Below are 13,919 nucleotides of genomic sequence, written 5' to 3'. Positions count from 1 at the left end.
GCCCTCCCCGTGCTCACGGAGAACGTTCCCCGATCGCGAAACGGTCTTTGCTTTCGGAGTCGCTTTTAACCCGCAACCCATAACAACCCCCCGCATGCGAATTGCGGATGTACAACCGGTCGCCGATGACGACGGGATGGTTCCAAGTTTTTCCCTCGAGAGCTTCGAACTTGGCCAGTTCTTCATGCTTCGACGGATTCGCCGCCAACAGGACGACTTCCCCGCGTTCGCTGATCACCAGCAGCACGCCCGAGTCAACCAACATCAAAACCTGGCCCTTCCCATAACGCCCACGCTTCCATTCGCGTTGGCCAGATTCCAAATCGATGCAGGCAAAGATCTCAGCGTCAAAGCCGTACGCATATCCATCGTGGACCACGAAGTCATTGAAGTCAGGCTTTAGCTTTCGCGACGCCCAACGCTCCTCCACCGTGAACCCGTCATCGGCTTGGGTCAGTTCCAAGCATCGCGTCTCCTGTTGGCTGGCCAAGACGATTGAGTTGCCCGCGGTTCGCTGAGGTTGCACGGCACTGTAGCCTTCCAGTTTCCACTCAAAATCACATCGAGATTCGCCCGATTCGGGATCCAGGATTTTCATGCCAGCGTTGGTGAACATCACCACATAGTCATCGCCAAAAAGATTCAACAACTGCGGCGAGCTGTAGGAATGATCGCCAGCCGCGGCGGACCACTTCAATTCACCCGACTCGATGTCAAACGCGAGCGTGCCCTTGTCGCCATCACCTCCTGCGTGAACGATCACGACCTCACCGACGACCAGCGGAGACGACGAGAATCCCCACATCGGTGGCTCTCGGTCGGCGACCTCCCGCACGTCCACTTCCCAAATCGATTCGCCCGTTTTGGCATCCAATCGCTGCAGTTGCCCGCTGGCTCCTTGAACAAAGACACTGCCACCAGAAAGTGTCGGCGTGGCTCTTGGCCCAGGCCCACCAAGCGGATCAAAAAATCGCGATTCGATTTCCTGCGACCAAACTTCGATTCCTTCATCGGCGGTGTAGCACACCACGGTTTCTTGTTCGCCACGTTGCTCCTGCGTGAACAATAGATTTCCAGCGACGGCAAACGACGACCATCCCGGCCCCACTGGAATCTTCCAAACCAGTTCGGGCGGGTTTGCCGACCAATCCGTTTGAATTGCCGGACCGTGCTGTTGGCTCACACGTTTCAGACCACGAAACTGAGTCCACTGTGGATCGGCAAGCCACTCATCCATTTCAACCTCCGAACGGATCGCTTCGACGCTCGAAGGTGCGTCCTCTCGATCGGCCAACATCAGCTCTTCCGCCGTTGGTTCCCATCGCCAGTGCAAATCCAAAGCGAAATGGCCCCACATGCCTTCGCTACGCAACAGGGTTGAATACCCAAACCCGCACAGCGTCATCAGCAACATCACGATCGTCCGCTTGAACGATTGCCAACGACACATCAGCACAGCCCCGATACCAAATGCCGCCGTGCCCAGAGGAGCGGCAACCATCATGATGCCGGGCCCCATCATCGTTTGATCCAACGACAACACGCATCCGACGGCAATCAACAACGCGCCGAAGAAACCCACCAAACGTTCCTTCAAGGACGCACGACTGAACGTCAGCCACCAAAGCAGAATCAGGCCGCCCAACACCACCGGCCCGATCACCGCCACCATCATCAATAACAGGGGAGCGTCCTCGATCGCAGAAGGCAAGAATCGAGCCGTCGCCATCAGCAACAACAGCAGAACGGCAGGCCAGATTCGCAGCGGTTTCAGCTCACCGGATGCGACTTCGTTACTCGAAGACTCGGTGGCCGAATTCTCCGGCTTTGTTTCCATCGAGGCTTTGATGGACTCAGGTTCAGTGTCACTCATAGCGGCTCTTTGGCTTGGTCATGGAACGATGTTAGGTGGTTGCTTTGGTAGCACAAACGGGTGCAAACAACCAGCCAAGGAGCAACTTCTCATCGGAGTGGAAGGCAATGGGATTGACAGCTGGCTTGGTAGGTCACGGATCGAACTCCCCTCGCTTCGCTCGACCTCCCAGCGGGAGGTTGAAGAATTATGGGCGGGGAAAATGGCATCGCGAACTCAGGAAGGACTCGTTGCCTGGTCCACTACGGGAGCGGGTTCTGTTCGTTGTCGAGTCGCTTTGCCTGCTTATGCCCTTCATCGGATTGACCGAGCTTCCAATAGCTCGAAAGGTACAGATGGGTGCTGGGAAGGTGGTCTTGCTCTCGCAGAAAACTCCTGAGCACCCGCATGCTATTGAACTCGCAAGCTGCCCAGACAGCGGGTTGGCCTTCCAACCACGATAACGCTCGCACTTTCGAAGCAAGGAACAAGCCATCGACATCAGGTTTCGGGTTAACCTCCCAGTGCAATTCGACCTTTTCCGGGTGCTCCAGATCCTGAATGTCCGCCGGGCTGGGAACCTCGATCACGGCGTAACCCACAGCGTCGTCGGGTAGTTGCCGCAGGTTCACACTGATCGCCGGAAGCGCGGTCAAGTCTCCTGCTAACAGAAACCAATCGGCGTCTTGATTGATCAGCTTCTTCGGGCCTGGCCCCGCAACGGTGATCCGGTCTCCTGGTTGCGCCCCGATCGCCCAAGCCGATGCTGGTCCAGGCGACTCATGCAAGACAAAGTCGATGTCAATTTCTGTCGGTCGCTGGTGCCGAATCGTATAGGATCGATTCAGCGGTGATTCACCAACACCTTGAGGAATCAGCAACTTCACATAAGCACTCTCCTGATCAACAGGCAAACTCGCGAGTCCCTCACCACCCAGGGTGATGCGAAGCACATGCTCGGTGATGGGAGTCGACCGGATCACCTCCAGTTCTGTCTTGGTGCGTTTCGCCATGATATGAATCTCCACTGAGGGCGTTACGGATGATAGGGTGTTCGAATGAATCTGAGATCGCAATTCAACGACCCGGACTCCAAATGGGCGGGGCTTCGCTGGATCGGAATAGTGATTTTGCAAGGACCACGATGGGCAATCACAACTCTTGTGGATGGTGCGACGCGTTTGCCAGGCCAAAGTTCACCGCCTCACCCACGATGGACACAGATGCAGTATTCCCGACGCAGTATTTTGATTTGCCAGCACGAACATCTTTCAAGCAGGAACGCGAAACCGGCGAATCAGCCGGCGAATTCCAAGGGTGATCAGCGCCGGAACGCCCATCAAAATCGACATCTTCACGATCGGTCCGATGAAACGGATGGGCCCCCCCGGACCACTCCCCTCGGAACCTTCGCCACCGTTGGCTGACGCCCCTGCTCGAATCCCCGCTGCCCACTGAGTTTCATCCAGTGGCGAGATCAGAAACACGACCAAAGTGGCGGCGAGCACGATACACAGGGTCGGCCGAATGGACTGTCGTAGCGTTGGCATCAGGACCGATTTCTTGAAAGAGCAAAAGGGTGATTCGGAGTTTGGGGCGAGTCGGTATCCATCACGACGTCGTCTCGTTCGGCGTTGGGGCAGCGCTTTTGGTGTCGAAGGATTCTGCACGTCGACGCAAAATGTACTTTTTGACGTTCACCGCAATCCAGTTCCAATGCATCGCTAAATGGATGCCGATCACCAGCATCAATAGATTGGCACTGATGTCGTGAATCGTGGACCAGAACGGGTCGATGTTCAGGTGAATCCCCAATGCAGGAAGCGCCGCTTCCGATATCACGACGCCAGAGAACGTTGCCACGACAAACAGAAAAAACAAAAGCCAATCCAACCCGTAGTTGAAACGCGAGTCGCCGGGAATTCGTTTGAAAAAACGCCGAGTCGTGTTGACGATCCACTTCCAAGCGAAGATCAAATGCAGGAAGAACGGAATGAGAATCAGGAAGCTCGCCCACTCATGCACCGCGATACCGGTTGCCTGGGGAGCAAGCACCAGCACCATGCCAATGAACAGGCACAGATCGAGCCAGACGCGCGCCTGCGTGCCACTCACTTTTCTCTTTGTATTGGATGGTTGATTCATCATGTGGGTTGGGTTGTTCGTTGCTGGACGCACCTAGTAATAGGCTAGTGCATTCAGACCATGCCCCCGTTGGCACGAACCGTTTGACCGTTCACCCAACCACCATCGGGCCCAACCAGAAACGAGACCACGCCAGCGATGTCTTCCGGTGCCGCCAAACGCTCGAGTGGAGCCGTCTTGGCGAGTTTCTCGATCAATTCATCGGATTTGCCGTCGAGGAACAACTCGGTGCCCGTCGGTCCCGGCGCGACGGCGTTGACCGTGATGTTCCTTCCTCGCATTTCCTTCGCCATGATCCCGGTCATGGTTTCGACCGCAGCTTTGATGCCTGCATAAACACCGTATGTCTCGAACTTCATTCCCACCACGGTCGTTGAAAAGTTGACGATTCGTCCGCCATCTCGCAGGCGTTTCCCCGCCTCTCGCAACGTGTTGAACGTGCCACGGAAGTTGACTGCGACTTGATCGTCAAACACCGAATCATCGCACTCAGCAATCGGCGCCAACTTCATGATGCCCGCGTTGTTCACCAGCACATCGACACCGCCATATTCTGACTCCGCGCGTTCGAACATCGTCTTGACCGCCGCAGAACTGGAAACGTCGGCCTGCACGGCGATGGCATGACCACCCGCCTCTTCTATTTCGCTCACGACCTCCTCCGCGGCTTCCTTGCTGCCAGCGTAATTGACGATGACGTTGAATCCGTCATTGGCGAGTCGCTTCGCAATGGCAACGCCGATTCCTCGCGATGCCCCCGTCACGATGGCAGTTCTGTTCGTTGAGTAGTTCATGTGATTCTCTTTTGCAAAGGGATTCGTTTGACGGTTGTCGGGCATCGGATCATGTGCGTCGCCAAATCGCTCATACAAGGGATTCGCCAGCTTCGGACAACATGATCAAGGCCTGTGTTGCGTCCTTGGAAAACGGCCCACCGGCACCTTTGACCGCGGACGCCAATCACCAAGCATTCATGAGCAAAGAAGGTGACATACAGCAAGATGTTGAATGCGTAAGGCAGCGACATCAGCATCGCCAGCGGGGCAGTGCCTGGAAAGAACATCGCCCCACCTGAAATGGCCTTGAACAATCCCACCCAAAAAATCAGGCAGCCGGTTCCCTGCACTCTACAGGTACACGCGGTTTTGTCAACTCTCGCGAGAAAAGAATCTTCCCACCAGGAGCAATCCCAACAGTCGAATCGCATTTCGCGAGACGAATCCGACAGAGGCCATGAGAAACCGATCGAATGATCGAGAGCTTGTCCGAACAAGCATCCGTTTCACCGCAATTTCGCTCCGCCGTTCGCGAAAACGAGCTGAAACGCGGCGTTCCAACGAGCGAGTTCCTGTCGCGGTTGAATTCGCGTTGATTTCAGCGGCGGGCTGTGCACGCACGTATAGTCCAGAGCGAACCTTCATGACGACCTGACGGTCGAATTGGATGTTACCTGACCCCGCTTCCCTACGGGCACTCCACGGGACACCTGGCTCGCCGCCACGATTTGCCCGACGCATGCGCTGACAAATCACGCCAAGCCGGTGATGACGCGGAGCTTTCCGGCATCGCCTGACCTATTGGAAACGGCGTTTCTGCGTCAAACTAGGGCGAGAGTGCAGCGAAGAAGGCGAAAAACGTCTTTGCGTGGCTCCTGGCGTTGGGCCGTCACGGTTCCAACCACTGAGACCGCGAAAGCATCGATCGGACGATGCGGTCAGCGGAAGGCAACCACACAAACCGAGGTAGATTGGATTGCAAGATTTAACGATCGACGAATTGTACGAGGAATTCGAGGACTTGCCCGATTGGGACGAGCGTTGTGATTACTTGATTGACCTCGGTTTCAACTTGCCTGAGTTGCCCGCGGATGCCAAAACCGAGGAAAACCGTGTCCACGGCTGCCAAAGCAACGTGTGGTTGGTGGCTGACATCAAATCGTCCTCCCCGCCGACCGTGGAATTTCTCGCGAATAGCGATGCCGTCATCGTCAACGGTTTGATCGCGGTTCTCGCCGCGTTGTATTCCGGCAAAACGCCGCAGGAAATCATCTCGATCGATGCCCAAGAAGTCTTCAAAAAACTGGGGCTCGAACGGCACCTCAGCCCGCAACGGCGGAACGGGCTGTACAGCATGGTCCAGCGAGTCCGAGAACTAGCCGTCCAGGCAGAGGCCCAATCATGAATCCACTCGACATCGACGCCGTTCGCGGCGACTTCCCAATTCTGCACAAATCACTCCCCAAGGGTTTGCCGCTCGTCTATCTCGACAGTGGATCGTCTGCGCAAAAACCCCAGTGCGTGATCGATAAAGAAAAGGAAGTCTACGAGAACTATTACGCCAACGCATATCGCGGCGTGTATCGTTTTGGATCGATCGTCGATGAAGAGCTGGAAGGTGCACGCGAAAAAGTCCGGCAGTTCATCAACGCGGAGCATTCTGAAGAGATCGTCTTCACTGCCGGTTGCACGATGTCGCTGAACTTGGTCGCCAGTGGCTGGGGCAAACGAAACCTCAAGGCCGGTGACGAGATCATCCTCAATGAGATGGAACACCATGCGAACTTGGTTCCATGGCAACAGCTCGCCTTGCAGACGGGAGCGACCTGCCGCTTTCTCCCGCTCACCGAAGATGGCCGTTTGAATATGGACCGCATCGGGGAAGTGCTGAGTGACAAAACGAAACTGGTGGCCGTCACCGGCATGTCGAACGTGTTGGGCACCATCAATCCAATCGCGGAGCTCGCGAAGGCGGCCCACGACGCGGGAGCGATCATCGTTGTCGACGGAGCGCAGAGTGTTCCGCACGAGCACACGGATGTCGTCGCCAGCGGGATCGACTTCCTGACTTTCTCGGGACACAAGTTGTACGGGCCCAGCGGTGTCGGCGTGCTGTATGGAAAACGCGAACTGCTTGAACAGACCGACCCGATCCTCTTCGGCGGTCACATGATCGATCGTGTTTACAAGGATCACTCCACATGGGCTTCGTCTCCCGCCAAGTTCGAAGCGGGAACAATCCAGATCGCGCAAGCGATCGCGCTGGGCGCCGCGATCGATTACATGACGACCCTTGGGATGGAAAAGGTCCACGCACACGAGCGGAATGTGCTTGAATACGCCTACACCCGTCTGCAAGAGATTCCCGGCATGCGGATCCATGGGCCTGGCGTCGAGCACCGTGGAGCGATCACCAGCTTCACGATTGACGGAGCCCATCCGGAAGACTTGGCGCAATTACTCGATCGAAAAGGCGTCTTCGTCCGCCATGGTCACCACTGCACGATGCCGCTTCACGATCTGCTGGGTCTTAGCGCGACGGTGCGAGCAAGCTTCGGCGTCTACAACTCGCGTGACGACGTCGACGCTCTGATGGAAGGTCTCCAATTCGCCTGCCAACGGTTGCGTTTGATCTGAATCGATGAGTCATCAGCAACGGGACGGTTGCCTACCGGCCGAACAGTCCTTGAGCCACCGGTTGGAATCGAAAGATGTAGAACGGACTGGTGCTTTTGTCTTCACCGTCGTTGAACGGTGCCCTCAAGTGAACTTGGGCTGCGGAGACATACATGAACCCGTCCGCTCCCGTGCTGATTCCGTCCGGCCAACTTGGGAGTGATGTCGCCGCGGGTGCCCATGTCGAGGAATAAAACGGTTCCGCTGGAATCGCTTCGCAACCCGAGAACATCGTCGAGGTAAAAGTCATTTTCCGTTCTCGGTGTGTTCCACTCGCGATTTGGAAACGGTTGGTACTTCCCGGTTGTCGGATCGAGCCGCGCGACTCGGATTTCAGGTTTGAAGAACGGATGAAAACTGACGATCAAATCGCCATCATCGGCGAATGCAATGTTGCCAACGGCTTGGTCAACCTTTGCCACCACCTGGAGTCCACGAGTTGGTGATGCCGCACCCGATTGCCCCGACTCAACCGCTGTCGTTTGAGCCGACGCCGTCGCACTCGAGACCAACCAGACGGCAAGCAATGCTGTCATCGCGAAAAAGGGTTGAGCGTTCGTTTTTCGATTCATGGTTCATCCACGACGCAAATTGGTGGGAGGATTCGTGGCCTCATCCACGACGAGAGTTGAAGGCTTCTTGCGTTGCTTAGAAACCTTCCAGCACGATCTTGCCTCGAGCGGTGTTGCTCTCGATCTTCGCGTGGACTTGCTTCAGGTTGGCGGCGTTGATCTTGCCGGCCGTCTCCGTCGCGGTGGATCGGATCTTCCCAGTGTCCACCAACGAGGCAACTTCGTTGAGCAATTTGCGTTGTTGGTCCATGTCGGGAGTGCCAAACAGCGATCGAGCGAACATGAACTCCCAATGCAACGACAGCGATTTTTGTTTCAGCTTGCTGACATCAAGGTGCGGCGGATCATCGATCAATCCGAAACGTCCCTGCGGAGCCATCAACTCCACAATGTCTTCGAGATGTTCATCGGAGTGAGTTGTTGAGAACACAAAACCGGGGTCGCCGATCCCGAGTGCCTTCACCTGCGGCGCCATCGGTTGGCGATGGTTGATGGCATGATGCGCACCAAGTTCACGAACCCAGTCTTGGGTTTCGGGCCGCGAGGCGGTGGCGATGATTGTCATGTCCGTCAACGCTCGCAACAACTGAATCGTGATCGAGCCCACTCCTCCGGCACCGCCAATGACCAAAATCGTATCGCCACCCTGAGGCGTCGGGCGTTTCACATCCAAGCGATCAAACAGCATCTCCCAGGCGGTGATCGCGGTCAGCGGAAGCGCCGCGGCCTCGGTGTCGCTCAAGGTAGAAGGCTTGTGCCCGACGATGCGTTCATCGACCAGGTGAAACTCACTGTTCGTCCCCGGACGTGCGATCGAACCTGCATAGAAGACGGCCTCGCCGGGTTGGAAGTTCTGCACTTCCGAACCGACCGATTCGACCACGCCAGCCGCATCGAACCCGAGCACCCGCCATTCGCTGCCCTCGGGGGAAGCTTTGCTGCGGACTTTCACGTCCACCGGATTGACCGAAACCGCATGAACGTTGACCAGCAGATCACGACCTTCTGCGGTTGGCTTTTCAAGTGTGATGTCTTGCAAAGAGTCATCCCGATCGATTGATCCGGGAGTTTGGTAGCCAATGGCTTTCATCGTGATATTCCTGCTTGTTGTTTTCGGTTCACTCAAGACACCCAACGCGATCACTGCAAAAACACTTTTGGGCAAATCACATGTTCCGTTCCGACTTGGCAACGGAATGCTAATTCCATTGCGAGGTGTCATTTGCATCCTAGGACGAGGCCCCTCCATGACAAGTACGCACATTGGGCACCCCTAGGCACAGAAGAGTGCCTATGAAACAGGTTGGCAGGAACGATCAGACACAACCAAGTGAGCCGCTTGGGTGTCAGCAGACTGCTGATCGAATCGTCAACAACATCGCAACGCATGTAGGATGGGCACTCCAGCCCGTCTCTGCCTAGAATTCTTGGACGGTTGGTCGAACGACGATTTCGTTGACGTCCACGTCAGCCGGTTGAGAAATGGCGTAAGCAATCGCGTCGGTGATCGCGGTTGGTGCGATTGCCATCTTGTACATTTCATCGACGTTTTGTGAACTGGCGTCGTGGGAGGTTCCCTGCTTCAGTTCCGTGTCGATCAATCCGGGCAGGATGGTCGTAGTGCGAATCGCCCCGCCGACTTCCGTTCGCAGGCCTTCGCTGATCGCACGAACCGCGAATTTTGTTCCGCTGTAAACGGCACCGCCATTGACCACTTTCAGTCCCGCGACGGAACTGATGTTGATGAAATGTCCGGCGCCTTGCTTTTGAAAAATCGGCAAACCAGCGGCAATGCCATACAGCACACCTTTGATGTTGATGTCGATCATGCGCTCCCATTCGTCAACCTTCAGTTCGCTGAGAGGGGCGATCGACATGAGACCTGCGTTGTTGATGACAACATCGACGCGGCCGAACGCTTCAACGGCTTTGTTGACCAGCGTCTGCACTTGCTCCGCATCGGTGACATCCGTCGCAACAGCCTCTACTTTCCCACCTTTTTGCCGGATATCCGCCACGATGGCGTCCAGCCTTTCGATGCGGCGAGCTCCCAATACGACCGCTGCGCCCTGGGAAGCCAAATGACGGGCGGCGTCTTCACCAAGTCCACTGCTGGCTCCGGTGACAACAACGACCTTTCCTTCGATGTTCGTACTCATGCTATCTCCTCAATCGGATATTCTAGAATCGGATGCTTTTGCCGCTCGTGGTTGTCGGCAAAGGCTCGATTAAAATATGCAGAGGAGGCAACCGACCGCCAAAGCGGCCAAAACAGAAATCTCTGCGTCCAACCGCAAAAACGCAGCAGAACGCGACCTCCAGCTCGTCGACTAGATCCAGTCGGGTTCCCAGCCTTTACGATACGGTTTGGTAACCCATTGCTGAGCTTCGGCGTGATTGGTGATCTTCATCGCATCCGCGTCCCACTGCAATTCTTCACCTGGGAACCGAATACCGATGGTTCCTAGCAAGACCGCTTCTGTCAGCGGCCCTGCGTAGTCAAAGTGCGAAGTCGTTTCTCCCATTCCTCGGCAAGCGTCCGCCCATTGGGTGTAGTGGTTGACCGAGGGAATCACCGGAAGGTCCGACGCAATGGAACGATCCGCACGATAAAGCACAGGCATCGCGACATGGGGAATCACCAAAGATCCCTTTTCACCAACCAGCACCGATCCCGCACCAGGCAGTTTGGCATCATCGGGAAGGTGCGTCAGACGCTCACGTGGTGGAGACACGCCCACACCGTCATACCAAGTCACCGACAGCGCCGAATCCGCGGTGTACTGAGTCCCCGGAAATTCGTATCGCACCGTCGCTCGATCGGTCCAGGTTTCCGGCCCCAACTCCGGCGCATCGACTGTCAACTTCGATGGCGACTGAATCTGCAGAGCCTTGAAAACCGGATCCAGGATGTGACAACCAAAGTCGCCTAACTGCCCGGTACCGTAGGCCTGCCTCCCTCGCCAATTGAACGGATGATACATACCAATCTTGTAAGGACGTTCCGCAGCCACGCCTTGCCACAAGTCCCACCGAACATTCGCGGGCACCGGATCGCTGCCGCTTGGACGCGGAATATTTCGCGGCCATGAGGGTCTTCCACCTTGCCACGAATGCACCTCGCGAACCTTGCCAATCATTCCTTCATGAACAAGATGGACCGCGGTGCGATACGCCGAGTGCGATTGAATTTGATTGCACATCTGAGTCACCACATCAAACTGATCGGCCGCCTTCCGCATTTGGCGAGCTTCGTGAACCGTGTGCGTGAGCGGTTTTTGACAGAAGACATGCTTGCCCAACTGCATCGCAGGCAACGATATCGGTGCGTGCATGAAATCCGGAGTGGAAACTAAAACTCCTTCCAAGGAATTCCCCTCGTCCAGCAGTTTGCGCCAATCGTCGTATTGTCGCGCCATCGGAAATCGTTCTGCGGCCTGTCCAAGGTGCTTCACCGAACTGTCGATGTCACACAATCCAATCACATCGACTTGAGGGCTGGCGGCAACTCCCAGCAAATCGCTCCAGCCTTTGCCGCCCGTTCCAACGCTGGCGATATGAAGTCGCTCATTGGCGCCATAGACCCGCGAATATTGCATTGCGGGCAAGGTGACGGCGGTTCCAGCGATTGCAGCGGAACTCAAAAACGTACGACGACTCTGGACTTTGTGCATGACAGATCTCCATGCATGACGGGCGGGAAGGGTAGGCAGGCAATCGCCGTGGCGACTGGGTCCTGCATCATAACTCATCTTCCCCCCGGAGGAGTGCATCGCGTTTGGTTGCGATCGGTTCCTTGTGCCGGGCCAACGCGACTTGCTTGAGCTTGACCAAGCTTTCGCACATGCAACGGCCTGGTCTTCAGCGTTGAAGCATTCCTACGAAAAAAGCCGGCAAGGTGAATTCACCTTGCCGGCTCAAATGAAGTGATCAGCTAGCAGTGGGACAGAGACCGAATTAGCGGTTCAGTTCGATCCCGAAGGTTCCGCCAACGGCCAGGAAGTTCTGGTCGGTGGCACCGTAACTCAAGTTGCTGTTCGTTCCGCCGCGTTCGTTCCGCCACACGCCTTTTGCCAAGTCGAGCAGTTGGAAACCGCCACGGACATGAATCATTTGCGTGAGTTGGTAACCGACCTCGGCTCGTACGTCGTACCCGATAAAGAACTCGTCGTTGCGTTCGTAAGTCACCAGGCTTTGCGTGTTGAAGACCGCGGTCACGTCATCGCCCGCTTCGAAGCCATCGTAGAACGTGGTTTCCTTGCGGTTGTATCGCATCGCGTTCTGCAGGTTCAAACCGGTGAAGGCACGGAACTCAGCCGAGTAGCGGAATCGATTGACAAACTTGAAGTAACGGAAGCCGAGCTGAACCGTGTACATTTCGTTTTCGATCTCTTGGATTTCTTCATCCAAAATTTCATAGGCGTCGTCGCTGATCCCCAAGTCCGTGAAGTACGGAGGTGGCAGAGAAACAGAAGCCGCCGTGGTGTCTTCGCGAGTCCGGCTGTAGTTCCGGTTGTACGCACTGTCGTCCATCGTCACGAAACGAAAACCGACCATGGGTTCGAGAATCCCGCCGTAGTGATACGGTTCCATCCGCCATGTTTTGTTGATTTCGTAACTGTCGTATTCAACGATGTTGGTCGAGCGACCAATGTCGTAGAAACGCGTGTCATAGCCGAAGTTGTTGTTGTCTTCGGTCAACACGTTTGTTCCGAACATGCCGCCGGGGAATTCCGGGTCCCCTTCGAGTTGCTCGTCGTTCAGACGATTGATTCGCCCGATGCGACTCACGTCAGCAGCGGCAATGTCCAAATCGGTCCATCCAAACAGCCACCCAGTGTCTTTGCCCGGCGTCATGTAACCGAATTCGTATCGGTTGCCTTCGCCGAAGTCGAGTTGGTAACTGTCGCCAATGCCGCTAGCTTCATCGGGCCGTTTGCCCCACAAGTGCAGCTTGTCGTAAGTTCCGAACCAGCCCGTGTGAGCCCGCTTCTTTGGTTTCGTGTCCACGATGTCTGCATCGTAGATCGGCTCAAACCACTGGAAGTCAGGGTCAAATGCGAAGGGGTCCGCCAAAGCATGTTCCTGGGCGGACACCGAAGCGCCACCAGCAAAAACCGCCAGGGCTGCCAATAGTTTTGCAGTCAGCTTCCGTACCGACATCGTTGTTCCACCGTCATGCTAGGAGTTGCTGTCACGCTCGATTGAGAATCTGCTCAATCAACGTCACTGCTGATCACTGTTAAGTCCCGCCGCCGCCCCACTTTCTGAGCAAACCGCATTGGGTTGTGCCGGTAGTATCGGTTCGTCTGAACGAAAAGGCTTAGTCAGATTGCTGGTCAAAACGGTAAATCCTTCAAAAACTGATCCACCGTACCGATCGTTTCGAGAGGATCCACCTTCCTAACCCGCGTATCTTTCCATTTCCGCCAGCAGATCACTCGATGAGGAAGGCAAATCGACTGAGAACCTCAACGCAGAAAATTAGCAGACTTTCAGATTCACGCTCGCTGCATGAGCGAAATCGGCCGATGCCGGCGATCGCCGCGTCGCGAACGTTTGGACGTGGGCCTGAGTGCGATGCGTCAGGCATTTGAGATCCGCCCGACCAAACCGTTGCGGACAACTGCTCTGCCCTGACTTGGCTCGGCAATCTCACCGGGAACGATCTTTCAAAGGATGGGGAATGCAGCAGCAGTGAATTCCCGACACAATGCCTGGGCAAATGCCTGCCGCCCATCCCTCGAGTCGTTGAAGCACCAACGGACGGTGGAACGATTTTGCACAAGCCAACCGCTTCTGGGGGGAAACGCTTGGAAATTGATCTTGTTGTCAGCGTGCAAGGATCGGCACAATCCGGCCATGCTGACGTCCCCTTCCGAATCGATATCCGCCGCT

12 protein-coding genes are annotated in these 13,919 nt (G+C 55.9%); 2 read left to right on the top strand and 10 right to left on the bottom strand.

Going from position 1 to position 13,919, the window contains the following annotated elements; genetic code table 11:
* Positions 1-13 precede the first annotated feature (13 nt).
* The 5 genes from ACF8AM_RS14500 to ACF8AM_RS14480 all read right to left on the bottom strand — a co-directional run bounded on the left by ACF8AM_RS14500 (position 14) and on the right by ACF8AM_RS14480 (position 4,791).
* Positions 14-1,873, bottom strand: coding sequence for a PQQ-binding-like beta-propeller repeat protein (locus ACF8AM_RS14500; protein WP_392556321.1), 1,860 nt, complete (start codon positions 1,871-1,873; stop codon positions 14-16).
* Between the two features lie 242 nt (positions 1,874-2,115).
* Positions 2,116-2,865, bottom strand: a complete 750-nt coding sequence (locus ACF8AM_RS14495; protein ID WP_392556320.1) for a siderophore-interacting protein — start codon at positions 2,863-2,865, stop codon at positions 2,116-2,118.
* Between the two features lie 258 nt (positions 2,866-3,123).
* Positions 3,124-3,402: a hypothetical protein gene (locus ACF8AM_RS14490; protein ID WP_392556319.1), complete on the bottom strand. Its 279-nt coding sequence runs from the start codon at positions 3,400-3,402 to the stop codon at positions 3,124-3,126.
* 61 nt (positions 3,403-3,463) lie between these two features.
* Entirely contained in the window at positions 3,464-3,967 is a 504-nt protein-coding gene (locus tag ACF8AM_RS14485; protein WP_392556318.1) for a DUF4405 domain-containing protein, read from the bottom strand.
* 83 nt (positions 3,968-4,050) lie between these two features.
* Positions 4,051-4,791, bottom strand: a complete 741-nt coding sequence (locus ACF8AM_RS14480) for an SDR family oxidoreductase (protein ID WP_392556317.1) — start codon at positions 4,789-4,791, stop codon at positions 4,051-4,053.
* A 958-nt stretch (positions 4,792-5,749) separates the two neighbouring features.
* On the opposite strand from ACF8AM_RS14480, the gene ACF8AM_RS14475 reads away from it, so the two are divergent.
* Both ACF8AM_RS14475 and ACF8AM_RS14470 read left to right on the top strand, forming a co-directional pair.
* Entirely contained in the window at positions 5,750-6,178 is a 429-nt protein-coding gene (locus tag ACF8AM_RS14475; RefSeq protein WP_392556316.1) for a SufE family protein, read from the top strand.
* Complete coding sequence (locus ACF8AM_RS14470) at positions 6,175-7,410, top strand: aminotransferase class V-fold PLP-dependent enzyme (protein WP_392556315.1); 1,236 nt, start codon at positions 6,175-6,177, stop codon at positions 7,408-7,410. The genes ACF8AM_RS14475 and ACF8AM_RS14470 overlap by 4 nt, the downstream gene beginning before the upstream one ends.
* A 101-nt stretch (positions 7,411-7,511) precedes the next feature.
* Here ACF8AM_RS14470 and ACF8AM_RS14465 read toward each other — a convergent pair whose 3' ends face one another.
* The 5 genes from ACF8AM_RS14465 to ACF8AM_RS14445 all read right to left on the bottom strand — a co-directional run bounded on the left by ACF8AM_RS14465 (position 7,512) and on the right by ACF8AM_RS14445 (position 13,184).
* Positions 7,512-8,021 (bottom strand): hypothetical protein, encoded by a 510-nt coding sequence (locus tag ACF8AM_RS14465; protein WP_392556314.1) that lies wholly within the window; start codon positions 8,019-8,021, stop codon positions 7,512-7,514.
* A gap of 76 nt (positions 8,022-8,097) precedes the next feature.
* Entirely contained in the window at positions 8,098-9,111 is a 1,014-nt protein-coding gene (locus ACF8AM_RS14460) for a zinc-binding alcohol dehydrogenase family protein (protein WP_392556313.1), read from the bottom strand.
* A gap of 328 nt (positions 9,112-9,439) precedes the next feature.
* Positions 9,440-10,180, bottom strand: a complete 741-nt coding sequence (locus tag ACF8AM_RS14455) for an SDR family oxidoreductase (protein WP_392556312.1) — start codon at positions 10,178-10,180, stop codon at positions 9,440-9,442.
* Positions 10,181-10,351: 171 nt separating this feature from the next.
* Positions 10,352-11,695 carry a Gfo/Idh/MocA family protein gene (locus tag ACF8AM_RS14450; protein ID WP_392556311.1) on the bottom strand — a complete coding sequence of 448 codons (1,344 nt, stop codon included), beginning with the start codon at positions 11,693-11,695 and terminating at the stop codon, positions 10,352-10,354.
* Positions 11,696-11,978: 283 nt separating this feature from the next.
* Entirely contained in the window at positions 11,979-13,184 is a 1,206-nt protein-coding gene (locus tag ACF8AM_RS14445) for a hypothetical protein (RefSeq protein ID WP_392556310.1), read from the bottom strand.
* Between the last annotated feature and the right edge of the window lie 735 nt (positions 13,185-13,919).

Source organism: Rhodopirellula sp. JB055, assembly GCF_043100905.1.
Taxonomy (GTDB): Bacteria; Planctomycetota; Planctomycetia; order Pirellulales; family Pirellulaceae; genus Rhodopirellula.
The sequence above is the reverse complement of the archived record's forward strand: the minus strand, read 5'-3'. Positions and strand labels throughout refer to the sequence as shown.